23 protein-coding genes are annotated in these 23,550 nt (G+C 39.9%); 4 read left to right on the top strand and 19 right to left on the bottom strand.

Annotated elements, in window-relative coordinates:
• Nucleotides 1-35 precede the first annotated feature (35 nt).
• The 3 genes from I6N96_RS04145 to arcC all read left to right on the top strand — a co-directional run bounded on the left by I6N96_RS04145 (nucleotide 36) and on the right by arcC (nucleotide 3,626).
• Nucleotides 36-1,397: an APC family permease gene (locus I6N96_RS04145; RefSeq protein WP_209556255.1), complete on the top strand. Its 1,362-nt coding sequence runs from the start codon at nucleotides 36-38 to the stop codon at nucleotides 1,395-1,397.
• Nucleotides 1,398-1,414: 17 nt separating this feature from the next.
• Complete coding sequence (aguA, locus tag I6N96_RS04140) at nucleotides 1,415-2,512, top strand: agmatine deiminase (RefSeq protein ID WP_209556254.1); 1,098 nt, start codon at nucleotides 1,415-1,417, stop codon at nucleotides 2,510-2,512.
• 175 nt (nucleotides 2,513-2,687) lie between these two features.
• Entirely contained in the window at nucleotides 2,688-3,626 is a 939-nt protein-coding gene (arcC, locus tag I6N96_RS04135; protein ID WP_209556253.1) for a carbamate kinase, read from the top strand.
• A gap of 255 nt (nucleotides 3,627-3,881) precedes the next feature.
• On the opposite strand, the gene I6N96_RS04130 is transcribed toward arcC, so the two are convergent.
• The 10 genes from I6N96_RS04130 to argC form a co-directional block, all read right to left on the bottom strand.
• Entirely contained in the window at nucleotides 3,882-4,076 is a 195-nt protein-coding gene (locus I6N96_RS04130) for a hypothetical protein (protein WP_209556252.1), read from the bottom strand.
• Nucleotides 4,077-4,282: 206 nt separating this feature from the next.
• Nucleotides 4,283-5,188 (bottom strand): class I SAM-dependent methyltransferase, encoded by a 906-nt coding sequence (locus tag I6N96_RS04125; RefSeq protein WP_209556251.1) that lies wholly within the window; start codon nucleotides 5,186-5,188, stop codon nucleotides 4,283-4,285.
• 639 nt (nucleotides 5,189-5,827) lie between these two features.
• Nucleotides 5,828-6,124, bottom strand: coding sequence for a DUF1292 domain-containing protein (locus I6N96_RS04120; RefSeq protein ID WP_209556250.1), 297 nt, complete (start codon nucleotides 6,122-6,124; stop codon nucleotides 5,828-5,830).
• A gap of 543 nt (nucleotides 6,125-6,667) precedes the next feature.
• Nucleotides 6,668-7,093 (bottom strand): Holliday junction resolvase RuvX, encoded by a 426-nt coding sequence (gene ruvX / locus I6N96_RS04115; protein WP_209556249.1) that lies wholly within the window; start codon nucleotides 7,091-7,093, stop codon nucleotides 6,668-6,670.
• Nucleotides 7,090-7,359: an IreB family regulatory phosphoprotein gene (locus I6N96_RS04110; protein ID WP_086347317.1), complete on the bottom strand. Its 270-nt coding sequence runs from the start codon at nucleotides 7,357-7,359 to the stop codon at nucleotides 7,090-7,092. Before I6N96_RS04110 ends, ruvX begins: the two co-directional genes overlap by 4 nt.
• A 201-nt stretch (nucleotides 7,360-7,560) precedes the next feature.
• Nucleotides 7,561-8,496 carry an ornithine carbamoyltransferase gene (argF, locus tag I6N96_RS04105; RefSeq protein WP_209556248.1) on the bottom strand — a complete coding sequence of 312 codons (936 nt, stop codon included), beginning with the start codon at nucleotides 8,494-8,496 and terminating at the stop codon, nucleotides 7,561-7,563.
• Entirely contained in the window at nucleotides 8,489-9,643 is a 1,155-nt protein-coding gene (gene argD, locus I6N96_RS04100) for an acetylornithine transaminase (RefSeq protein WP_209556247.1), read from the bottom strand. The genes argF and argD overlap by 8 nt, the downstream gene beginning before the upstream one ends.
• Entirely contained in the window at nucleotides 9,640-10,392 is a 753-nt protein-coding gene (gene argB, locus I6N96_RS04095; RefSeq protein WP_209556246.1) for an acetylglutamate kinase, read from the bottom strand. The genes argD and argB overlap by 4 nt, the downstream gene beginning before the upstream one ends.
• Nucleotides 10,393-10,412: 20 nt before the next feature.
• Complete coding sequence (argJ, locus tag I6N96_RS04090) at nucleotides 10,413-11,606, bottom strand: bifunctional glutamate N-acetyltransferase/amino-acid acetyltransferase ArgJ (RefSeq protein ID WP_209556245.1); 1,194 nt, start codon at nucleotides 11,604-11,606, stop codon at nucleotides 10,413-10,415.
• A gap of 13 nt (nucleotides 11,607-11,619) precedes the next feature.
• Nucleotides 11,620-12,648 carry an N-acetyl-gamma-glutamyl-phosphate reductase gene (argC, locus tag I6N96_RS04085; RefSeq protein ID WP_209556244.1) on the bottom strand — a complete coding sequence of 343 codons (1,029 nt, stop codon included), beginning with the start codon at nucleotides 12,646-12,648 and terminating at the stop codon, nucleotides 11,620-11,622.
• A gap of 397 nt (nucleotides 12,649-13,045) precedes the next feature.
• Here argC and I6N96_RS04080 point away from each other — a divergent pair, with 397 nt between their 5' ends.
• A complete protein-coding gene (locus I6N96_RS04080; RefSeq protein WP_209556243.1) occupies nucleotides 13,046-13,351 on the top strand; it encodes a hypothetical protein in 306 nt (101 codons plus the stop codon).
• A 273-nt stretch (nucleotides 13,352-13,624) separates the two neighbouring features.
• Here the strand turns inward: I6N96_RS04080 and I6N96_RS04075 are convergent, their stop codons facing one another.
• The 9 genes from I6N96_RS04075 to yycF all read right to left on the bottom strand — a co-directional run bounded on the left by I6N96_RS04075 (nucleotide 13,625) and on the right by yycF (nucleotide 23,277).
• Nucleotides 13,625-14,326 (bottom strand): DUF554 domain-containing protein, encoded by a 702-nt coding sequence (locus I6N96_RS04075; protein ID WP_209556242.1) that lies wholly within the window; start codon nucleotides 14,324-14,326, stop codon nucleotides 13,625-13,627.
• A 236-nt stretch (nucleotides 14,327-14,562) separates the two neighbouring features.
• Complete coding sequence (locus I6N96_RS04070; protein WP_209556241.1) at nucleotides 14,563-15,567, bottom strand: lipid II:glycine glycyltransferase FemX; 1,005 nt, start codon at nucleotides 15,565-15,567, stop codon at nucleotides 14,563-14,565.
• A 374-nt stretch (nucleotides 15,568-15,941) separates the two neighbouring features.
• Complete coding sequence (locus tag I6N96_RS04065; protein WP_209556240.1) at nucleotides 15,942-17,171, bottom strand: glycosyltransferase; 1,230 nt, start codon at nucleotides 17,169-17,171, stop codon at nucleotides 15,942-15,944.
• Nucleotides 17,168-17,596 (bottom strand): MerR family transcriptional regulator, encoded by a 429-nt coding sequence (locus I6N96_RS04060; protein WP_209556239.1) that lies wholly within the window; start codon nucleotides 17,594-17,596, stop codon nucleotides 17,168-17,170. Before I6N96_RS04060 ends, I6N96_RS04065 begins: the two co-directional genes overlap by 4 nt.
• Before the next feature lie 111 nt (nucleotides 17,597-17,707).
• Entirely contained in the window at nucleotides 17,708-18,514 is an 807-nt protein-coding gene (locus I6N96_RS04055) for an MBL fold metallo-hydrolase (RefSeq protein WP_209556238.1), read from the bottom strand.
• Between the two features lie 51 nt (nucleotides 18,515-18,565).
• Nucleotides 18,566-19,435: a two-component system regulatory protein YycI gene (locus I6N96_RS04050; protein ID WP_209556237.1), complete on the bottom strand. Its 870-nt coding sequence runs from the start codon at nucleotides 19,433-19,435 to the stop codon at nucleotides 18,566-18,568.
• A complete protein-coding gene (locus tag I6N96_RS04045) occupies nucleotides 19,435-20,739 on the bottom strand; it encodes a YycH family regulatory protein (RefSeq protein ID WP_209556236.1) in 1,305 nt (434 codons plus the stop codon). Before I6N96_RS04045 ends, I6N96_RS04050 begins: the two co-directional genes overlap by 1 nt.
• The gene (walK, locus tag I6N96_RS04040; RefSeq protein WP_209556235.1) at nucleotides 20,736-22,565 is read right to left on the bottom strand and encodes a cell wall metabolism sensor histidine kinase WalK; all 1,830 of its coding nucleotides are present in this window, start codon (nucleotides 22,563-22,565) and stop codon (nucleotides 20,736-20,738) included. The genes I6N96_RS04045 and walK overlap by 4 nt, the downstream gene beginning before the upstream one ends.
• 7 nt (nucleotides 22,566-22,572) lie before the next feature.
• The gene (yycF, locus tag I6N96_RS04035; protein ID WP_209556234.1) at nucleotides 22,573-23,277 is read right to left on the bottom strand and encodes a response regulator YycF; all 705 of its coding nucleotides are present in this window, start codon (nucleotides 23,275-23,277) and stop codon (nucleotides 22,573-22,575) included.
• Between the last annotated feature and the right edge of the window lie 273 nt (nucleotides 23,278-23,550).

The raw sequence follows: 23,550 nt of genomic DNA, 5'->3' as shown, positions 1-23,550 counted from the left end.
TGCTTCCATGTGACAGAAAAGAAAGGATGTCCAAAATGGAAGGAAAACGGAAAAAGTTCAGTTTATTTAGCGCTATTTTATCAGTTATTTGTGTGGTGTTTGTTGCAGAGGCAGCAGCACCAGTGGCAGCAATCGGAAACTCGCAATTCTTTTGGTGGATCTTCTTATTGATCGCCTTCTTACTCCCTTACGGTCTGATTTCTTCAGAGCTGGGAACAACATATATTGGAGACGGCGGTATCTACGATTGGGTCACAAAAGCCTTTGGTCACCGTTGGGGTTCACGCGTCTCTTGGTTTTATTGGATCAACTATCCACTATGGCTTGCTTCACTCGCTGTAATGTGTCCCGAACTGATCACAACGATTACAGGTATTGAAGTTTCTACTATTGGTGCAGTTGTTATCGAGCTGATTTTCATCTGGATCATCGTCTGGATCAGCTTCTACCCTGTCAGCGACAGTATCTGGATCTTGAACGGAGCGGCAATCATCAAAATGCTGCTGGCATTACTTATCGGCGGACTTGGTGTCTACGTTGCCGTTACAAAGGGTGTGGCGAATGAATACACCGTCAGCTCTTTATTACCAAGCTTTGATCTTCATAGCTTATCCTTTATTTCAGTAATTATCTTTAACCTATTAGGATTTGAGGTTATCTGTACGTTTGCAGATGACATGGAAAATCCTAAAAAACAAATTCCACAATCAATTATTGCAGCAGGTATCGTGATTGCCGCAATCTACATTTTCTCCGCATTTGGGATCAGTGCTGCAATTCCGACAAGTGAAATCAGTACAAGTAGTGGTCTGATGGACAGCTTCAAGCTGTTGACTAATTCTACCTCAGGCTTCTTTATTGGAGCAATGGCGTTCCTGTTCTTACTAACACTTTTCGGTAATATGATTTCTTGGTCACTGGGTGTAAATAACACCGCCTGCTATGCAGCAGAAAATGGCGATATGCCAAAATTCTTTGCTTTGCGCAGTAAGAAAAATGAAATGCCTATCGGCTCTGCTTTGATGAACGGGATCGTTGCTTCGATCGTTGTTGTCATTGCACCAATCTTGCCAAATCAAGATTTATTCTGGGCTTTCTTCTCATTGAACTTGGTAATGTTCCTATTATCGTATGTACCAGTCTTTCCGGCATTTTACAAATTGCGAAAAATCGATCCGGATACACCACGTCCTTTCAAGGTCGGCGGCAGCGATTTATTCCTGAAGATATTGGTTATTGTACCTATGTTGATGATTCTTGTCTCATTAGTATTTACAGCTGTCCCTCTGCAATTTGATGCAGAATCACTAAACGAACAGCTCCCTATCACGATTGGCACGATTGTTTTCATCATTATTGGTGAAGCAATCATTATCATAAAGAAAATAAAAAAATAGAAACGGAGTGTTAAGACATGGCAAAAAGAGTTATGAATACGACACCTAAAGCAGACGGATTCCGTATGCCGGCTGAATACGAGCCACAGGAAAAGGTTTGGATGATTTGGCCGGAGCGTCCAGACAACTGGCGTGATGGAGGTAAACCCGCACAAGAAGCGTTTACTAACGTAGCTAAGGCGATCAGCCGTTTCACCCCTATGAATGTTGTTGTTTCTCGTGAGCAGTTCGCCAACTGTCGCCAACAGCTGCCTGAGGATATCACAGTATATGAGATGTCCAATAATGATGCTTGGGTTCGTGACTGTGGTCCCTCTTTCCTAATCAACGATCAAGGTGAGCTTCGTGGTGCAGACTGGGCCTTCAATGCTTGGGGCGGGCTTGTTGATGGACTATATTTCCCTTGGGACCAAGATGACCTAGTTGCTCGTAAAATTTGTGAGATTGAGCATGTCGATTCTTATCGTACAGATGATTTTGTTCTGGAAGGCGGCTCTTTCCACGTTGATGGCGAAGGTACTGTCTTGACAACAGAAATGTGCTTGTTAAGTGAAGGACGCAATCCTCATATGACAAAAGAAGAAATCGAACAGAAATTATGCGATTACTTAAACTGTGAAAAGGTTCTGTGGTTAAAAGATGGGATCGATCCGGAAGAAACAAATGGTCACGTGGATGATGTTGCCTGTTTCGTTGCTCCTGGAGAGGTTGCCTGCATCTATACTGACGACAAAAACAGTCCATTTTATGACGCAGCACAGGACGGTTACAAACGTTTGAGCGAAATGACAGATGCTAAAGGCCGTAAATTGCGTGTTCATAAAATTTGTTGCCCAATCAATAATGTGACTATCAAAGGCAGCTTTAAAATCGACTATGTAGAAGGAACACTGCCTCGTGAAGATGGCGATATCTGTATTGCTTCTTACATGAACTTCCTGATCACAAATAATGGCGTGATCGTTCCTCAATACGGAGACGAAAACGATGCCTTGGCAATCAAACAAATTCAGGAAATTTTCCCTGATAAAGAAGTTGTAGGTGTAAATACTGTAGAGGTTGTTTATGGTGGCGGAAATATTCATTGTATCACTCAACAACAGCCTAAACGCTAAAAAGTTATTTTATCCAGTAAGAGCGAACTAATAGAATAGTGCTACTACGCTATTTCCAAAAAATCTAAACAGCACCCTTCTCTCTGAGCACCCTTACTTAGAGAGAAGGAATTTGACTCTCCGACTGAATCAAACAACCTGCTTTCGGAGAGTATGTTGCTAAAAGGAGCTTTTTATGTCAAGAATCGTTATTGCATTGGGTGGAAATGCCCTAGGAAATACACCACAAGAACAATTGGAACAAATCAACAACTCTGCACCAGCTCTAGTCAATTTAATAAAATTGGGGCATGAAATCATTATCAGCCACGGAAATGGTCCTCAAGTTGGGATGATTGAAAAGGCGTTGAATAAAGCGGCCGATATGGATGATAGTATCGCACATTTTGAATTACCTGAATGTACTGCAATGAGCCAGGGATATATCGGGTATCATTTACAAAACTGTATTCTTCGTCAACTGAGAAAAGAAAAAATGCCTTGGAATGTCGCAACCATCGTCACACAGGTTGAGGTTGATCCTAACGATCCGGCATTTAAAAATCCCACGAAACCGATTGGCAGTTTCTATTCCAAGGAACAGGCAGATCAGCTTCAAGCGGAAAATCCAGCATTAGTGTTCAAAGAAGATTCTGGTCGAGGCTATCGCCAAATGGTTGCCTCTCCTATTCCAATCAACATCGTTGAAGGGAAATCAATACTCAATCTATTGAACAATGAGTTTATCGTCATTGCTTGCGGAGGCGGCGGAATCCCAGTCATTAAGAAAAATGACGGTGACTACGATGGAACACCTGCCGTTATCGACAAAGATATTGCTTCTGCAAAGCTAGCTGATCTTGTGGATGCAGATTACTTCTTCATTTTAACTGCAGTTGACCATGTAGCAATTCGTTATGGCACTCCAGATCAGGAAAACCTGACAGAAATCAGCGTTGAGCAAGCACAGAAATATGCGGATGCTGGTGAATTTGCTCCAGGAAGCATGCTGCCGAAGGTTCAAGCAGCAATGGAATTTGCCTCTTCTAAAACAGGGAGAAAAGCAATTATTGCTTCTCTGGAAAAAGCCGCGGATGCCTTGAACGGCTCAAGCGGAACAGTGATTCGATCTTAATCGTCAAATTTATTACAATTACTCCTTATGAATCATTAAGTGAAATACAATGCGGTTGTGATAGACGTGTTAAGCTCCGGGAAATAAGGCGGATAATCCGAAAATAGCTTTCCATATTTTTGAGATTATTCGACTTATTTTCAAGGGATTGAGCGAGATTTATGTCACAGTCTAATTGACAGATTTACTGGAAATATTTCACTTAACAAAATAAAAGAATCAGAGACTGTTTTATAGTCTCTGATTCTTTATGTTTTAGAATTTACGTCTTCTACTTGCATTGCTTCGATCCGAAATCCATCGAACGATTCCGTAAATGATCGCACATGGGATAAGTAAACGAACAGCCAACCATAACAGGCTTCCAATAATACCTAGTGCCCAACCACCTACAATCAGTACCAAAACGATAATCAAGATATTTTTTATTAAACTATTATTTGCAAACATATTCTTATCCTCCACTTGTTTTCTTTATAAACTAATCTTAACAGTTCCAATAAAGAATTTCTTCCGCCTCAAGACTGATTATTTCGGTACCTTGCGACTGATAACTTTTCTTTAGCAAAGATATAGAGTTTCTTAGCAATAAAGGAAAATTCTTCATTGATTTATTCACATATATGCAAATCCGATTCAAGTAATAAAAATCATCTTTACATTCTTTTCACATAGTTTTGAATCATACCTCTTTCCAAATCACTGAAATCTAAGCCTTTCTCCAGCCTGTATTTACTATGATACCAATCAAAGTGGACGCCTCCATCTACAGCATGACTAAAAGAAAATCCTGAATCAATAATATCACGTGCAATATCATCCGCTGTCATTCTTCGATCTTCATTCTCTACAGTCATCTTTTTGATATCACTATCAAAATTCAACGTAGATAGTATGCCACCTCTCTTCAATACTCTGTATGCTTCCTTATAAAGCACCGGTGCCAATGATTTTTTCGATTTCTTATCCTGAATATGTATTACATCATATAGTAAAATAACATCCAGACTGTTGTCAGGAAAATCAATAGTCGCCTCACCATTTGTATGAATCGTTTTTATATTATTGAGCATATACATCTTTTCTTTTTCATTGATCCATTTCAATGCTTTCTTATCACAATCAAGAGCCAATACTTCTCCAGTCTGTTCTAAAGCTAAGGCACAACCAATTGTATAATGTCCATACCCGCAACCAAAATCAATAACACGATCATTTGTTTTAATGCCTACTTTTCTCATAAGTGCTTTACATTCTGCGATTTCCCATTTCAGTACTTGATCATGTATATCGTCTTCCGTACCTCCGCCATTATCAATTATTTCTATTGTAAATACTGTTTTAGCCCCTAAGCCCACATCTCTTTTTATTCCTCTTGTAATGTGCAAATAAAACCTATCTTCTTTATAAAACAGGTTACAGGAGTATGTCTTACTATTGATTATTGCATTTACTTTTTGACTTGATTCCTTTTCTAATTTAGCTGCTGCTTTTGCAGGTACTTCCATTAACAATCGACCACTATCCACAACAGGTATGATAGCCTCAAATTCTATTTTCATATAATTTACCCCTTATTATGCATAATCAAAAATTATTTCTTTTATGTCCTACTCTTAAATATAGTATAGCAAGAACCATGATTTTCTGATAGCTGTTGGGAGAAAAATGCTTAATAGAGCAGTTTAATACCTTGTTGGCTTTCCCAATCTGTCATTCTACCTTATGATATAATTATTTCTTAAGGGAGTTGTGGTATGTTGTTAACGGTTAATAAATATTTATATACACTATCCATACTAATCAATGTAATTGTTATTTCCATATTTTTATCCATTGATTTTTTTCGCTTATCGCTTGGGCTTCTCATTATTATGCTTTTATACTATAGTTCTCTATACACATCAAAAAATGCATTAGCAACGATGTCTATAGTCTTGATGCTGCCTTTATCTGCATGTGTTCTTTTTTGGGGAATCACATTTTATGTCTTCAGCAGCCCTCCCGATGGAATTGTCGAGCTTTTACCAACTATGATTACGCTCTTTTTACTATTTTATGGAATCATCAATCCCATATTATCAGTAGTCATCCTAGTTATTAAAAGAAAGATTTTGTTGAAATATGATTCTCTTTGATTAGTGGTATATAAAATAAGAAAGAGCTAAGTCCTAAAGAATAAGGGCTTAGCTCTCTTTTAATTATTTCTCTTCTTCTTCGCTCATGAATGTGTTGAAGACTTCTTCAATCATATCCCACTCAGCGTCTGTTTCGATTTGCTGAAGTTCGCCTTCTGTTCCTTCTTCGTTTTCGATGTAAGCGTAGGCTTGCAACTCAACATCTTCATCTTCTGGCACACCAGCTGGATAAAGAAGTACGTAATTTTTACCAAATTCTTCTTGACCGTCAACAGTTAATAGAATTTCGTAAAGAGTTTCGTTCCCCTGTTCGTCAACTAATGTAATATGTTCATGTCCTTCATGATTATGATCTGTCATTGTCATTCTCCTTTTATTTATTGTAGAAACTAGTCAGATAACTTCCTAGTTTCTTCATTTTTGTGGTTCGATATCCATTACTTCTAGATGATCCACGCAAGAGTAATGGTTCTCCTTTTATCTTTTGTAGAATCTGATCAGTTGATTTCACAGATTCCTCATTCTTGAGGTCCGATGTCTTTTTCCCTAGCATTCTTGATAAAAGGGAAACAGCTATCCTTTTGTTTATTGAAGAAACTAGTTGCTTTAACACACAGCAAATCTTTTAGTAGAGTTGATGTGGCACTGTACAAGGCAATCTTCGAGAGCGTTGCTTCCTTTGCCTCTTCCAGTTTCTTCATTTTTTTCCTTGAGATATCTTCTACTCAGATATCTCCATGCTTGTTTCATTGAGTCCTACTCTATCAATTTCAGATATAGTTCTCTTTTTCTGTACTAACAGATCCTTTATCTTTAAACTGTTTTACATGTTTACTTTCGTAACATAGCTAAAACAGTAAGAATAACAGATTTTTTTGCCTTAAGCCAGATTGAAGGCTGCTTTTATTTGTTTGCTGCTCCGTCTAAGTAATTCTGCAAAATCATGACAGCTGCCACTTTATCGATTACTTTCTTTCGCTTTGCACGAGAGGCATTTGCCTGCTCAATAAGCATCCGCTCCGCCTGAACCGTTGTCAGACGCTCATCCTGATAGACAACCGGCAGCTTAAACAACTCTTCTACTTGTTTGCCATAGGCCATCGAGGCTTCTGCTCTGGGTCCGATCGAATTGTTCATGTTTTTCGGCAAGCCGACAACGACCTTAGACACTTCATATTCCTTGATCAGTTCGCCTAAACGCTCAAAACCAAATTCCTGCTGTTCTTCATTGATGCGGATGATTTCAACACCTTGAGCTGTCCAGCCGAGAAGATCACTAACAGCTACACCAACTGTTTTTGACCCTACATCTAATCCCATGGTTCTCATCGAAGGTTGATACCATAACTTGTTAGGTAGTGTTTCACAAGCTCTTCCATGATTTCATCACGTTCATGACGACGAATCAAATTCCGCGCATCCTGATAGCGAGGAATGTAGGCCGGGTCTCCTGAAAGTAAATACCCAACGATCTGATTGATCGGATTGTAGCCTTTTTCTTCTAATGCTCGATATACGGTAGCTAGAGTCTCACTTACTTCCTTTTTGCGACTTTCATCAAAGTCAAATCTTACTGTTTCATCTGTAAAACCCATTTATCTACACCTCTTTTCTTTCTATTCATACTCCTTCATTCTACTAGAAAGTCCCTAAAACTACAAATAAAAATTCTGATTCGTATAACTAATTTAAAAAAATTCAATAAAAAATGTCCCATCCACTATCGGAGAGACATTTTGAATAAAAACGAAGCAGCTGATTCAAATAAAAAAACACAATCAAACAGTAAAATAGAGCTAGTTTTCCTTCATCACTTTTACCATCAATGCTTTTTGTGCATGTAGACGATTTTCTGCTTCTTGATAAATAACAGAGCGAGGGCCATCGATTATCGATGCTGTTACCTCTTCTTCCCTATGAGCAGGCAGACAATGCAAAAAGATATAATCTTCCTTAGCATGCTTCACAAGCTCATCGTTTATTTGATAAGCATGAAATGCTGCTTCTCTTTCCTTTTGTTCTGCTTCATTCCCCATGCTGGCCCAAACATCTGTGATCACAACATCAGCATCCTTGACTGCCTTGATTGGGTCTTCTGTAAGCACAATACTGCTTCCTGTTTGTGCAGCAATTTCCTGTGCCAATTCAACATGAGCTGATTTAGGACCGTAGCCCATTGGAGAAGCAATTGAAATATCCATCCCTACAATACTGCCGCCAAGTAAGAAGGAGTGTGCCATATTATTGCCATCACCTACATAGGCCAGCTTGATTCCTGACAGCTTACCCTTTTCCTCATAGATTGTCATAAAGTCTGCTAGGATTTGACAAGGGTGATGATCATCAGTTAATCCATTGATGATCGGAATTGATGCTTCTACTGCCAACTCATGAATCATCTGGTCAGAATAGGTTCGAATCATGATACCGTCTACATAGGAAGAAAGGACATTCGCTGTATCCTTGATTGGTTCCCCTCGACCCATTTGTGTACTTTTACTATCCAAAACAATTGCCTGTCCGCCCAGCTGAATGATTCCAGCCTCAAAGGATACACGAGTTCTGGTGCTGTTCTTTTCAAATATCATCGCTAGGATTTTACCTGATAATGCAGTTTGATAGTTCTCAGGATTTTTTTTCATGGCGATCCCCAACTGGATGATCTCGTGAAAATCCTCCTTCGTCAATTCTGTTAAATCCAAAATACTCTTTCCAAAAAGTGTGTCAGACATATGCAAGTTCCTCCAATACTTGACAAATTATTTCTATTCCCTCAGATAGCTCTGTTTCTGTAATTGTCAGCGGCGGCAGTAAACGTAAAACTGTCGTCCCTGCTTTTAACACCATAATACCCTTTTGCTCCAGCTGCTCTAATGCTTCACCCACTAGCTGACTATCTGTCAACTGGATACCAATCATCAATCCTTTTCCCCGTACATCAACAACAACAGAATTATCAGCCAACTTATTTTTTAAGCTTTCAATTGCAGCTGTTCCCTTTTTATCGGCTTCTGCTAAAAATTCCGGATTTCTGACCAGCTCAACAACTTTTCCGGCAACTGCCATCCCCAGTTTATTTCCCCCAAATGTGGAACCATGACTGCCAGCTTGAAACACATCAGCATACTTTCCTTTACCAAGCATTGCCCCTACTGGAAAGCCATTTCCCAATCCTTTGGCTAACGTAATGATATCTGGTTCAATTCCATAAGCTTCTGACGCATAAAAGGTTCCTGTTCTGCCGATCCCTGTCTGTACCTCATCAACAATCAATAATGAACCGTTTTTCTCACAGATTTCCGCAAGCTCTTTTATCCATTCTTCCTCCGCCGGAATAACACCACCTTCGCCTTGAATCAGCTCTAGCATTACCGCCGCAGTATGCTGATCCAGCTCTCTCTTCAACATTTCCATAGAATTGAAAGGAACATAAACAAATTCTGGAAGAAGCGGGTAAAACCCTCGATGGATCGCCGCTTGACCTGTCGCACTCATTGCCCCAAAGGTTCTTCCATGAAAGGACTGTTCAAACGTGATGATTTTACTTCTACCGGTGGCTTTACGAGCCAGCTTGATGGCTGCTTCATTCGCTTCTGCACCACTATTACAGAAATAAGCTAGATAGTCTTGCTCTCCTGCCAGCAGCTTCGCTGCCTCCTCTTGAAGACTGTTTTCATATAGGTTAGGTGTATGCCATATTTCTGCTGCTTGCTTCTGCAGAGCCTGGTTGATTAGTGGATGATCATACCCAAGATTCATCACACCAATACCACTGGTGAAATCCAGATACTTTTTACCATTCTTATCAAACAAATGATTTTTCTCACCTTTGATAAATTCGATTGGCTTACGACTGTAATTCGGAAATAGATACGTCATACCAGCACCTTCTCTCCCATGATCGCTGTTCCTTTTTTCAAAATATCATCCGTGATATGGATGCTGTTCACACCTGACTGAATCGCCAATACTGCACTTTTCACTTTAGGTATCATTCCTCCGATAATGACCTCTTCATCAATCAATTCAGTAATTTCAGTTAAGGAAACCTCCTCTAAGTAGCTATTTCCCTTTTTGATCCCCGCCACATCCGTCAATAAATACAATGAATCCGCATTTAATGCTGCTGCAATATGACAAGCTGTATCATCGGCATTGATATTTAACCAATGACCGGAGTCAGTCATCCCCAGAGGTGCTACGATTGGAATATATCCCTTTTCAAGCAAGTCGAACAGTAACTCCACACGAACTTCTTTCACTTCTCCAACATGCCCCAGCGCTTTCTTATTCAGGTAATCCCCTAGAATAATGCCATTGCTTGAAGCATTCAACCCAACAGCAGATAATCCCTGTTGTTGAAACCGAGACGTGATCAATGGCTGAACCTGACCAATCAATACCATCTGAGTGATTTTCAACACTTCATTTGTTGTAACCCGCAAGCCGTCCTTGTGGCAGACTGGCACATTCAAGCGAACCATCATTTCCGAAATATAATGACCGCCGCCATGTATGATAATGATTTTCTTTCCTGCGGCTTTCCATGTATGGATTTGTTGAAAAAATTCTTCTGTCAGGCAGTCGCCGGCAGCCCCGCCTATTTTAATTACTATCAGTTCTTCCAAATGAACTGCTCCTCTCTCGTCTAGGTATGATACAATGCGTTTATTTCTACATATTTATAAGTTAAGTCACAGCCCCAAGCCAGCCCAACCGCTGTCCCTTCATGCAAATCGACAGTAATGACAATTTTATCCTGTACCAATATCTCTCTCATCTTCATTTCTTCGAATACCTGCGGCTGGCTGTTCAGTAATACAGGTAAACTGCCTATAGAAATATCAACCTTGTCCGGATCGATCGATGGGTTCGCATACCCAATCGCACAGATGATTCTGCCCCAATTGGGATCTGCGCCGAACATAGCGGTCTTCACTAGAGAAGAACCTACGATTTTTTTTGCAATCATTCGGGCAGTTAATTGGTCCTTCGCATGAGCGACCTTGACCTCAATTAGCTTAGTTGCTCCTTCCCCATCCTGGGCAATCATTTTGGCCAGTTCCTCCATGACTTGACTCAGCATATCAATCAAGACCTGATAGCCGCTATCATCCTTTTGAATCACAGCACCGCCTGATGCACCATTCGCAAGAACCAATACCATATCATTTGTTGATGTGTCTCCGTCTACAGTAATTTGATTGAAGGTTTTATCCGTTATCATTTTTAAGGTTTGCTGTAAAAGCTCCTTTTCAACAGCGGCATCGGTAGTTATAAATGCCAGCATCGTTGCCATATTAGGATGGATCATTCCAGATCCCTTGGCAACTCCTGCCATCGTTACAATTGCTCCATTGATCTCTGCCTCAACTACAATCTCTTTTGTTCTTGTGTCGGTGGTCAAAATTGCTTCGTGAAAATACGATGGCACGCCTGCTGTTTTTTCCAATCCGAAAATTCCCTTTTTGATTTTATTCATCGGCAGTTCCTGTCCGATTATGCCGGTTGAAGCAACGGCCACACTATTTGCTGATAAACCTAGCTTTTCAGCAGCCATCTGCTGCATTTCCTGTGCATGAAGTACGCCATTTTTTCCAGTACACGCATTAGCATTTCCCGAATTCACGATGATTGCTTGTAATGAATCAGAGGCAAGAGCAGATTTGGTTACTTGAATAGGTGCTGCTTGAACAGCATTCGTTGTAAACACTCCCGCTGCACTTGCTGGAAATTCTGAATAAATCCAGCCGATATCCTTTCTTTTCCGCTTGAGTCCACTGTGAAACCCATCTGCGTAAAATCCCTTTGGTGATGCAATTGTCCCGTTGATTTTTTTCATACTTGTTATCTCCCTATGGATAGATTGGTATCTGCAGCAAGCCTTCTGTTTCCGGAAAACCAGCAAAAAGATTCAAATTTTGAATCGCCTGTCCTGCAGCACCCTTTCCTAAATTGTCAATGACTGTAACCAGCGTCACAATGTTCGTCTCTTCGTTCAGCCCTATACCTATGTCGCAAAAGTTCGTGCCCACAATCTGCTTAAGTGTAGGATAACACCCATTTTCCTGAATACGGATAAATGGTTTTCCATCGAAGGTGGTTCGGTAAAGATCGATCAACTGTTCTATTGATCGATCATCATTCAACCTTCCATAAGCAGTCATAAAAATGCCTCTTGTAACGGGTATCAAGGAGGTGGTGAACTGAATGCTGTCTAAATCCGGCTCCCATCGTCGAAATTGTTGAATGATTTCCGGAATATGCTGATGCGTATTCATTTTATAGACACTCATATTATCATTCGCTTCAGTAAAATGACTAGCTTGAGATAATCCTTTTCCAGCACCGGACAGCCCAGATTTTCCATCAATGATAATGGACTGTTTATCAAGCAGCTGATTCTGCAATAATGGCGCAAAGCTAAGTTCAGCAGCTGTTGCATAACAACCTGGATTAGCTATAAAGGGACGTGACAAATCCTCACGGTACTCTGCTAAACCATAATCAAATCCTTGTATCAGCGGGAAGTGGGAAGCATCCTTGTCATACCATTTCTCATATAGGCCTTCCTCCTGCAGCCGAAAGTCCCCTGACAGATCGATCACCGGAAAACTATTCTTCACAAACGGTACCGCAACCTCTTTTGATATCCCAGATGGTAAAGCAAGGAAAACCAACTCACTTCGCTCCATGATCTTCTCTGCATCTATCGGCTCCAATGGTAGTGAAAGCAAATGCTTCAAATAAGGATAGACCTGATCGATCTCCTGGGTTTCTGTCTGACTGTGGATTGAAACAATCTCCACAAATGAATGATTATGTAAATAACGGATCAGTTCCATGCCGCTATAACCAGTTGCTCCTATTATGGAAACTTTCATTGATTTTCACCTCTTCATTTTCTTTTCATAAAAAGAAACGTTTTTCACATTATAGTTTCATAATCAAACCAAGTCAATGGTTTTTTATTAATTAATAACCAAAAATAGAAAAAATATGCATTTTAATCAGCTTAAAATGCATAATAATAATGAATATTCGTTTTTTTATACAGAAATAGATAATTATTTGAATACTTGATTTCAACAATTGTCCTTTTAAAATAAGTGCCATTTTAAATAAAATCCTTTAGCACTTACAAACCTACAAGAGGCTTACATAACAGAAGCGTAAATATTTTATTTTTATATAAATATTTGATAAAATGTAACAAAAGAACTATTTTCAATACAATTAGAATTCTATAAAAACTACTTAGTAAGAAAGGAAAGGTTATCTATGAACACTGTACAAAAATTTGTTCGTTCACTTTTTGGTACTGAAGACAAAACTCCTGAGAAAGAGCCTTGGGTCGAATATCTCGAAGGCAAAATTGCTTTTAACAAAGATTTGATTAAAGAAGTAAGTGCACAACGCATGACCTATAAAGAAAAACAAGCAGAGCAAGAAAAAGCAGGCAAGCAATTCGGCATTAATTATGCAATGAGCATTCAAAATGCCGATGCAATCATTCGATCTGCAGAACTGGAAATCACTGGTTGGGAAGCTGAAATCCGCACAGGGAAGTTCAAAGGGTATTATTAAAAAGCAATCAATAAAAGAATAGATATTGTTGATAGCATCTGCTATACAGAATTTCTCTTTACTCCATCAGAGAGCTCCATGTCACTCTTTGAGCCATGTGTGATACCTTAAGCTGTTTGCTGTTCTTTTGAGTACAATCGAATTGGTTATTCAAAATCATTAGAAGAATTAATTAGAAAAATCCTCCTCCTACTATTTCCATAGTAGGAGGAGGATTTTTCAGCTTATCTATTTTATGATAGCAACTAGAATCAAAACATTTCAGAATACGAATCAATAAAAATAGTATTGCCCTACAATCAGGAGTACTAAAATAATGATCCCCGGAAGGTAGTTTGACACCCTGATTTTCGTCAAACCTGTAATATTCAGACCAATGGCCAGGATCATCAATCCCCCAATACCGCTGATACCTGCCATCAACAGGTCCATCAGCTCTTGTGGAACGTAGCCCATCAACGCGCTGGCTGCCAAAGCAATAACACCTTGATAAATCAGCACAGGAACTGATGAGAAGAGAACACCTACCCCCAATGTTGCAGTAAGCATGATAGCCATGAAGCCATCCATCACGGACTTCGTAAACAGTGTTTGATGATTTCCTGAAACCCCGCTTTCGATCGCACCAATGATTGCCATCGACCCTACTAGAAAAATCAGCGAAGCCGTAACAAAGCCTTCAGCAAAGTTGCTTCCGGATTTTGCAAAGCGCTTTTCAAGGTATAGTCCAAACTGGTTCATTCGATCCTCGATTTTCAGAAACTCGCCAATCATAGCTCCCAGACACAGACTGATCAAAACTAGAATGAAGGAGTCTGCTTTAAAGGACATCTGAATCCCCAAAGCAATTACGCCTAGGCCAATTCCTTTCGTCACAGTGTCCTTTGTCTCTTCCTTCAAGTTGCGCAGTACAGCACCTGCCAGGCTGCCTGCAACGATTGCAGCCGCATTGACAACCGCCCCTAACAAAATCATACTTTCCCCTCCAATAAAAACTGATGTTCATCTACCTGACTATTATAGCAGTGTTTCAAGCTGCTGAACAAATTAATTCAACAACGAGTATATAGAAAATCAGCACCATTTTTGTTCCCCTATTCAATCATTTTTAAGGAGTAAAGCATTATTCAATTGATTATGCTTTACTCCCGATTGTTTTATTATATCATGTTATTTTCAGAATATTCTAAAATGATTTCAGAAATTTTCAATCAAGCATTAAATGTATCATATGCTGCTTGATCATAAACCTTATCGATTTCACCAATAAATTCAGTGGGTACATCTGGACGAACAAAGCCGTTTTTAAACTGAAACAAGCCATCTTCATTGCTCAAGACAAACACACCACCAAAGTCATAACCTTCTTTGCCTTCTGCCAATGCCCATTTGATCCCTTCCCAATTGACTAGATAAGGTGCCATCAGCACTTGATTTTCGTGAGTACTTCCAGCATACATGTACCACACCTTCCTTCCAGACAGGAAACAAAGACCGCCTGCGTCCGGCACACCGTCGATTGAAACAATGATGATTTTCATGCGGCCAGATGTCAAGAATGAATCTGCTAAACGCTCAAAATATTCCTTTGGTCGATAAGATATCCCATGACGCTCGCTAGTCGTGGCATATAATTTGTAAAAGGTATCTAAATCTGCGCAATCAGAAGAAATTGTACTTTTCAACCCTTTTTTTTCAGCGTAATGGATACGATACCTTGTTTTTCCGTAAAAGCCTGCCATTATTTCTTCCTCAGTTTTATTCTTCAGATTTACAACCATATCATACCTTGGCTGAATCGTTCCTTTTCCACTCAGCGCTCTGTTTCGAACAATGAAACCAGCCTCCCGCAGCTCGTGGTCTAGTTCTTCTGTATACAGATATTCAGGGTCCATCCTCAGCAAAAATACATCTCGTTTTTTCAGTTCTTCCTTTGCTTCCTGAATCAGTTTTTGAATATATTCTATAGATATTTCTTCCATAACAGGACCTTTTGATACGTAAGCAAACCTTTTATCCCCTACGTTTTTGATCATCAAAATGGACATTGCTGCAACGATCCTTCCCTCTTCTTCCAAATATACATAAAGAGGGGCCCAGTTGGCTTTTACATTGCTCCATCTTGTTTCCTGAGTGATCGATCCATATTTTGCCTCTTGAACAAAGCGGTCATATTTTTCGATCATTTCTATATCTCCATTGTTGATTATTGGCATTCCAATCACTCCTCTTTTATCCAGTGATTAGAATACACGCACTTGCTTAAACCTACCTTAAAGCGCTCGTTGAAAATATGAGCATAAGCAGAAATTAAGGGGATAGGAGTAATAGAATCTTATCGTTTTTCTTAAAATATTCTTGTGGTGTTCTTATTGGGATAGAAAAAAAGGGCTGTGACAAAAGCCTGCCACAATCCTCTAAAACTGAATTAACGGTGTTTCAGAAGCAGCATACTCGGAAATAAGTCGAACTATCTCAAAAACATGAAAATCTATTTTCGTATTGTCCGTTTTATTTCTCAGTGCTGAACACTTCTGTCACAACCTCCTCCTTTGGAAAAACTTGACTATGTGTATCCAGACTTTCTTAACTACACTGATACACCTGTATTGATTTCACAAAATGCCAGAATTTGTTCAGCCGCACACAATGCACCCTCACTATTCTCCAATTCATTTTTCAGTTTTACTGCCTGCTCACTATAGCGAGGACATTCGATTAGTTCATTGATTTTCTGTTGGAAAAAAGCTCGACCAGCTAATTCTTTGCGAGTAAGCTTGATAGCATTTCCATAGACAGCACAGCAAGAGATATTATAGTCCTGTTCCGCTTGGAGTCCAATACCTATAAATGGCTTCCCTGCTAAATAAGCCGTTTGGACAGTTCCCTCTCCTCCATGTATGATACAAGCATCCACTAGCTGATTAACCTCCAATGCTGGCAGCCAATCATAGAGGTGGATTGTTTCTGAAAGTTCATCTTGTTGTTTCTCTGTTAGATAGCTTTTCATCGGGCTGATCACATGAAAAGGCATGGCTGCTAGATGCTTTAAAATCGCCAACACAATTTCCTGATTGGCTGAACTCCCCATACTAAAATAGATGAGCGGCATTTTACCAGTATTCGCCAGCTCTATAATTTCCTCCGGCACTTCACGATTCAAGCGAGCAAAAATCGGTCCAGTATAAACATAGCCGGTCGACAGCTGATGATTATTCGTCAACAGTTTTGGGGTTGTGATGCAGTTTAAATCTCCATCTGGAAAATCAATAGTATACTTAAAAACATCCTGAAGCTGGTATTCCTTTATCAGACGCCTAAAGCTTTTTGGCAGCCAGGTTATATGAAGCGCTGTATGCCTCACGATTTTACGTATCGGCAAAGGCCACTTATGCATAAAGTTCAGACTTTCTATATGTGGGCGAGAGTATGCATAAGGCTTTACATATATTAGTGGAATATCTCGTACACGGGCACTGATAAAGAGACTCACCGTACTCCCAATGATGATACCGTTAGGCTGAATCTGATCGATCAGTGTCAATTCGCTCTCGACACGCTGCCTCAACACCCGATAGGTAAACGGATTTTTAAAAGTTTTCATCTGATCGAATTGCATGATTGCTGTAACATCTGCTTCACTCAGCTCAGGTGACAACAGAAAAAAAGAAAAGCCCTCTTCTTCAATAAAGGCAGAAAATTTTGTACTATACCCCATGAATACACAATTCGCTGCATGTCGACATTTCTTTGCTGTTTCGATCATTCGAGTTGTTTCTGCCAAATTAAAGGTTTCAGGAGCAAATAATAATGTTTTCATTTGATTGCATCCTTTTGCGCCAGTTTCTGGAACACTCGATCAATGTAGTTATTGATTTCAAGTTCTTTTTGATCATCTATGTCAGATAGATTCGGTACAGCCTCTAACAATGACAACATTTCCTGATAGAAGGCGATCTTATACTGAAATTCCTTTTGCTTCTCTGCCAGCAGAGCTTCTGTCCTTTCAATACAATCCTCACTTGGCTCACTTTCCATCGAATGCATCATTGTCTGAATCTCATCTATTTTGAAATCCCCGTATTTCATTACTATGATGTACTTGATTCGAGTGATTTCCTCCTCACTATACATGCGGTACCCGTTTTGCTCCCTACTTGGCTTTACTAAGCTGATTTGGTCATAATACCGCAGGGTTGATTTTGAAATCCTCAGCTCTTCTGCTGCCTCTTTTATACTTTTCATCAGATCAGCCTCCTTTTGTTCACTATAACATTAAAGCAAGCTTTAATGTCAAGGGGTTTTAAAGAAGACAAAGAAACAGCATGAAGGAACTAACCCCTTCATGCTGTTTCTTTAAATTGAAAACATCCCAGTCGCTGTTTCCGGATCTGTGTCATAGACATTGAATGTATGTCCAACACCCAGACCATATTCTTTCAGAATTGATTCCATCGCCATCTGAGCCAATTCCTTCATGTTGTTCTCTTTACTCAAATGCCCCAGATAGATGCGTTTGGTATTCGGCCCAATCACATCCGCCATGACCAAAGCGCCATCATCATTTGACAGATGTCCTTGATCGCCAAGAATCCGCTGCTTCAAGCTCCAAGGATAAGCTCCGGCACGAAGCATACCTAAGTCATGATTACTTTCGATCAAGTAAGCATCCGCATCTCGAACGATTCCACGAACATGGTCACTGCAATAGCCTGTATCAGTCAAAATGACAAAGGACTTGTTTTCTTTATGAAAGCGATAAAATTGAGGCGCAGCAGCATCATGAGAAACACCAAAGCTTTCTACATCCATGTCGCCCATAGTAAGCACTTTTCCCATTTCAAAAATGTGCTTTTGCTCAAGAGCAACATTCCCAATCAATGGTTCCATCGCCTGCCATGTTTTTTCATTCGCATAGACATCCAGCCTGTATTTTCTTGCTAAAACACCAACACCATGTATATGATCCCGATGTTCATGTGTTACAAGAACTGCATCTAAATCCTCCGGCTTCCGCCCAACTTCTGCTAATAGGGACGTGATTTTCTTGCCGCTCAAACCAGCATCTACTAATATTTTTTTCTCTTTTGTTTCTATAAAAAGGGAATTGCCGGTACTGCCGCTGGCGAGCACACTGACGTTAAAAGCACTATCTTGATTCATTTCTACGCTTCCCTTCATTTCTATTCCTTACAGCAATCTATTATACAATTATCAGCTGTGATTTTCTACCCTAGTGATTGTATTATTTGTGATTATTGTATTATTCATTGCATTGACCTGCTCAATTTGCATCGTTGTTCCATTTGATGAAATCCCAATGAACCAGACAGGAACATACACATACTTCTCTCTGATCTGGTAAATACATGTATATGCCAGTTTAGAAAAGGTGATCGTCGAATTGCTCGGGATTTTATTATTGATATACAGCGTTTCTACCGCATCATGCTCAGAGTATAAATCAGATTTTTCTCTAAGCTTTTCAAGGTTCTCAATATGATATTGTGTATATTTTGCTATCTTGAAGAGCTCATCCGTTTCATGCTTTTCTAATGAAAATGTGATTTGAGCACTATCATCTCTAAAAGCAATCCCCTCATAAGACTGAGAAGCAATCACTTCCGGAAAATCACCTGTTAGGTTTGAAAAATTAGCTAGATAGGTGTATTCATTTCCAAACAACACATTATCCGAGCTTGATAAAAATTCCGATAACGTTGTTTCTACATCCTTTGGATCCACATAATAATTAGAGGACGGATAGCTGATTATACCATTTTCAATGATATCTGTATTATAGCGAAAAAGACTATTGTCTCCTTCATCAATTCTTTTTTGCTGGATTTCTTCATAAAAGTTCGTTCTTTCTCCACTGAGGTAATAACCCTCGATTTGAGCTGTTGACAATTCTCCTTTATGGTCAATGCCTTCCTTCTCCAATCGGTGCTCCAAACTCTCTGTTCGATCTGAATAAGAAACATTACTCTCGTCTTGAAGTCCTTCACGATAAATACTAAACAGGAAAATATTGACGCCAAAAAACACTAGAAAAAATATCCACTCGATCCGTTTAAAATCCATTACTGCACCTCCCAGTTTGCGAGGCTTTCCAATAGCTCACGTTCGGGATACCATTGATCACGATAATAGATATACCATTCAGGGGTTAGATCCACTATCTGCTTTGTTTCTTCTATTCGCTGCCAAGTATAGCCAATAATAATCGATTTTATTTCATTCACATCCGCACCTGATGCCGTCAGAGTAGCTAATAGATCGGTTGAATCCATAAGCGTCACTTCCTCTTCTGACGGAATCGGTACTTGAATCGTATCAACACTGGTATCTATAGCTATTTTAGAAGCTCCGGATTCTTGTTCAGTGACGGCTACCTTGACCTGTCCCTTATTGCTTTCACTGAAGACTGGAAATCCTTCCACAAAGGTACTATAATTGACCATTCCATCCGAATAATCGAAATAACGTAGATTTCCTATATTGGTCCCCAATTTTTTCACGTAGCTGAAGCTGTCTGCAAATACATTCTGATTCTCTGATTCATTTTTTGTACTTCCAACAAAATGAATCGTTCCCAGTCGTTCATTTAGACTCAGCTTTTCAGCCCCCTTTGTATAAGAAATATCGCCGCTATCCTCATTCATTTGAATATCATCTGTATCATTGAAGAAAGCATTTCTATACAATGTCGTTGGTTGGGAAGCCAATATATAGCTGTATTTTTTAAGCTTCAGGTCTTTTATCATGTAATAGGATTTATCAGCCAGTTCTGATCTTTCGGCAACTTCAAAATAAATTAAACCATCTTTGTCAAACAACGCTTCGACTGCTCCGCGGTCAATGGATATCGCTGCCTGATAAACATTTTTATTGGCAAAATCAAAAAACAGAATTTTTTTCTCCGTATAATCTACCTGTATCCGATTAAAGTAAGCCTGCTCTACTGGTATATTACCAGTGTCCACATTTATACCATAGATAGCGAGATATTCAGAAAGTAAAAGGCGTCCTTCATACATCAGTTCAAACCCTGATCGTTCGGTATAATACTGTTCAAATTCTTCCTGATTTCCATTCACTACCATCGAAACACTGCTGATGTCACTTTCGCTGATCAACTTTTGTACAGAGCTGATCAAGCTTTCACTGGCAGTCAAAGTCATGCCGGTTTCATTCATCCTTACTAGACGAATAGGTAAAAAAGCTTCCTGACTAGAACGCTCTTTGATTGTTGTTGCTATTTTGGTTTCGTTTTGACCAACAGTCTCCTTGTTGGAAGAACTGGCCCAAATTGACCATGAAAAGTACAGGCTGAGTAGAATCATTGCGATCAGGCCCGGTCGAATCAATTTTTCTAAAAATGTCATTCCCACCAGACCTCCTCATACGGCTCGTAAGGCAGCGAAATGTAGAATGTTGAGCCTTGTCCTTCTGTGCTTTCCACCCAAATCGAACCATTATGGGCTTTGATCACTTCTCGAGAGATTGCCAGTCCAAGACCGGTCCCTCCTTGTGCACGTGCACGCGCCTTATCAACTCGATAAAAACGCTCGAATACTTTACTTACATCCTTTTTGGGAATACCCAACCCATTATCAGTAATGCTGAAAACAACGTTACTGTGTGTCTCAAGCAAACGACAAATGATTTCTCCTCCGTCTGGAGAATACTTGATCGCGTTGTTCATGATATTATCCAATACTTGAATGATTTTATCCGGGTCCAATTCTACCCATAAGTCTCTTTTTGTAAACTCTCGACGAATCGTAAATTTCTTATTGCTGCTCTCCACCATCATATCAAAACGATCCAGCACAAAATTGATCAACTCATTGAAGTTGACGTACTCCAACTGAAGCTCAGAATTTCCTGAATCCATTCTTGATAGATTCAACAAATCATTGATCATACGAATCATTCGGTCGGTTTCCTCTAGTGTTACTCGTAAAAAGTCCGGAGCAACTTCAGGGTTCTGCCAAGCGCCTTCATTCAACGCTTCGATGTAACTCCGCATGCTCGTCAAAGGAGTACGAAGCTCATGGGATACGTTGGATACAAAATCACGTCGTTCCCGCTCGTTTTTCTCCTGCTCAGTTACATCATGCATCACACAAACCAACCCGGTTATGAATCCGGATTCTCTTCGAATCATTGCAAAATCAACCTTCAAAATCATCTGATCCGCTTCCTCAGCAGATTGAGAACGGTCAATAAGTAATTCATCTGGTTCTTCCAACAGCTTTCGAAGGGTATATTCTTGATCGATATCCAATAGCTCAAGCAACGACATCCCGATTGCTTCTTCAGCCTTGACGTTCAGTAGACTTGTAGCCATCTCATTGATTGTGATGACCTTCCCACGACGATCGGCTGCAACAACTCCGTCAGTCATATGCGTAAGCACACTGTCCAAACGATTCCGCTCAGATTCCATTGTTTCCTGAGCCTCTTCCACCCGTTCACTCAGCTGGTTGAAGGTTTCTGCCAGTTGTCCAAGCTCATCTTTTCCGTACACCTTTACCTTGCCGCTGTAATCTCCTCTGGCAATCCGCAACGCCTGCTCCTTCATTTCTCCAATTGGTTGAGTGATTGAGCGTGAAATCAAGAGCGTCACGATGATAGATATGATGCCGGCAATCAGCGAAGCTGTCAGGAAAATCCGAGCAATATTTGTAACTTCCTCATACTTATTTTCAATATTGCTCTTAACGAAAACAGCCCCGATGACTGAATCGCCAGTCGGGGAATAGATCGGCTGTATATTGATGTATACTCTTTTTCCACCCTCGACAGCAGCATATTTATTACTTGTCAAATTATTTAAATCCGCATATTCATTTTTCTTTCCCACAACACCCTGCAGATTCAAATCACTGGTTGCACGAACAATTCCTTTGTCATCGATCACTCGAACTTCAAGAAATTCACTGTTGGAATAACTGCTCAATAGACGCTTTAAATCTGCATCGATTTCGGCCCGTTCCTTATCTTCACTGCCCATTGGACTACTCAAAACATTCACCAGCTGTGTTACTTGACGATCAACATTGTTTTTATAATCATTGATCGTTGTCGTTTCCAGCTCACGAATGAAATAGCCGCCAATGATCTGGATTGCGATCAAAAGCAGCAAGATAAATGAAATTGCAATCTTAAAGTTGACGGACTGAAAAAAGTTGACCTTTTTTCTCATATATCACTTACTCCTGTTCAGGATTTCTTAAATAGTAGCCCACTCCACGTCTTGTAACCAGATACGTTGGGTGACTAGGATTGTCTTCAATCTTTTCACGCAACCGTCGAACGGTTACATCCACTGTACGGACATCGCCAAAATAGTCATAGCCCCATACGGTTTGCAATAAGTGTTCCCTTGTCATCACTTGACCAATATGTTTTGCCAGATAAAACAGTAATTCAAATTCTCTATGAGTCAGTTCAATTTTTTCGCCACGTTTGGAAACCATATATGCATCTGGATGAATGGTCAGATCACCAATTGTCAACTCAGAAGGAACCGTTTCTTCTGCTTCTTTTACACTTGCTACACCACGTCGCAGGTTTGCTTTGACGCGGGCAACCAGTTCTCGATTTGAAAATGGTTTTGTCACATAATCATCGGCACCTAATTCCAGGCCTAATACTTTATCGATTTCTGAATCTTTGGCAGTAACCATGATGATTGGCATATCATAAGTTTTTCGAATTTCTCTGGCAACTTCTAACCCGTCTATCTTAGGAAGCATCAAATCCAGCAGGACCAGATCCGGTTCTTCTTCTTTCACTTTTTCTAAAGCTTCTTCACCATCATAAGCCGTGAATACTTCATACCCTTCTTTAACAAGATTGTATTTCACAATTTCCGAAATCGGCTTTTCATCGTCTACAACTAATATTTTTTTCATAAAGAGGCACCTCTTTTTCTTCATTTTGCTTTTCAGTAGTAATTGTTTTTTTCATTATACCTTATTTTGTCAAGTCTTTCATCTTTGCTTACTGATTTCTCTATTAATCTATCGTTCTTTATGTACTGACGAGGGAAAACTTAAAGGCTCAATCAAAACCTCCAGTGTGAACTGGAGGTTTGCTCTGCGGCTGTAAGCCTCTATTACCGGCCAGAGCCTGAAAGGCTCACTGAAGAAAAGGTCTCCCACGTGCACCACATTTCCTCACGGCTC

The sequence above is a fragment of the Enterococcus larvae genome, from assembly GCF_017830045.1.
Lineage (GTDB): Bacteria > Bacillota > Bacilli > Lactobacillales > Enterococcaceae > Enterococcus_L > Enterococcus_L larvae.
Note: the sequence above shows the minus strand (reverse complement) of the source record. Positions and strands in the feature narration are given on the sequence as shown.

Bases quoted from the DNA above. Each gene is read 5' to 3' on its own strand.
- I6N96_RS04050 (WP_209556237.1), bottom strand. From the start codon at position 19,435: ATGGATTTTAAACGGATCGAGTGGATATTTTTTCTAGTGTTTTTTGGC.
- argF (WP_209556248.1), bottom strand. From the start codon at position 8,496: ATGTCTGACACACTTTTTGGAAAGAGTATTTTGGATTTAACAGAATTG.
- walK (WP_209556235.1), bottom strand. From the start codon at position 22,565: ATGAGAAAAAAGGTCAACTTTTTTCAGTCCGTCAACTTTAAGATTGCA.
- argD (WP_209556247.1), bottom strand. From the start codon at position 9,643: ATGACGTATCTATTTCCGAATTACAGTCGTAAGCCAATCGAATTTATC.
- aguA (WP_209556254.1), top strand. From the start codon at position 1,415: ATGGCAAAAAGAGTTATGAATACGACACCTAAAGCAGACGGATTCCGT.
- arcC (WP_209556253.1), top strand. From the start codon at position 2,688: ATGTCAAGAATCGTTATTGCATTGGGTGGAAATGCCCTAGGAAATACA.
- I6N96_RS04125 (WP_209556251.1), bottom strand. From the start codon at position 5,188: ATGAAAATAGAATTTGAGGCTATCATACCTGTTGTGGATAGTGGTCGA.
- I6N96_RS04065 (WP_209556240.1), bottom strand. From the start codon at position 17,171: ATGAAAACATTATTATTTGCTCCTGAAACCTTTAATTTGGCAGAAACA.
- I6N96_RS04110 (WP_086347317.1), bottom strand. From the start codon at position 7,359: ATGGGTTTTACAGATGAAACAGTAAGATTTGACTTTGATGAAAGTCGC.
- I6N96_RS04145 (WP_209556255.1), top strand. From the start codon at position 36: ATGGAAGGAAAACGGAAAAAGTTCAGTTTATTTAGCGCTATTTTATCA.
- I6N96_RS04060 (WP_209556239.1), bottom strand. From the start codon at position 17,596: ATGAAAAGTATAAAAGAGGCAGCAGAAGAGCTGAGGATTTCAAAATCA.
- yycF (WP_209556234.1), bottom strand. From the start codon at position 23,277: ATGAAAAAAATATTAGTTGTAGACGATGAAAAGCCGATTTCGGAAATT.
- I6N96_RS04080 (WP_209556243.1), top strand. From the start codon at position 13,046: ATGAACACTGTACAAAAATTTGTTCGTTCACTTTTTGGTACTGAAGAC.
- I6N96_RS04070 (WP_209556241.1), bottom strand. From the start codon at position 15,567: ATGCCAATAATCAACAATGGAGATATAGAAATGATCGAAAAATATGAC.
- I6N96_RS04075 (WP_209556242.1), bottom strand. From the start codon at position 14,326: ATGATTTTGTTAGGGGCGGTTGTCAATGCGGCTGCAATCGTTGCAGGC.
- ruvX (WP_209556249.1), bottom strand. From the start codon at position 7,093: ATGAGAACCATGGGATTAGATGTAGGGTCAAAAACAGTTGGTGTAGCT.
- I6N96_RS04055 (WP_209556238.1), bottom strand. From the start codon at position 18,514: ATGAATCAAGATAGTGCTTTTAACGTCAGTGTGCTCGCCAGCGGCAGT.
- argJ (WP_209556245.1), bottom strand. From the start codon at position 11,606: ATGAAAAAAATCAACGGGACAATTGCATCACCAAAGGGATTTTACGCA.
- I6N96_RS04120 (WP_209556250.1), bottom strand. From the start codon at position 6,124: ATGACAGATCATAATCATGAAGGACATGAACATATTACATTAGTTGAC.
- I6N96_RS04045 (WP_209556236.1), bottom strand. From the start codon at position 20,739: ATGACATTTTTAGAAAAATTGATTCGACCGGGCCTGATCGCAATGATT.
- I6N96_RS04130 (WP_209556252.1), bottom strand. From the start codon at position 4,076: ATGTTTGCAAATAATAGTTTAATAAAAAATATCTTGATTATCGTTTTG.
- argC (WP_209556244.1), bottom strand. From the start codon at position 12,648: ATGAAAGTTTCCATAATAGGAGCAACTGGTTATAGCGGCATGGAACTG.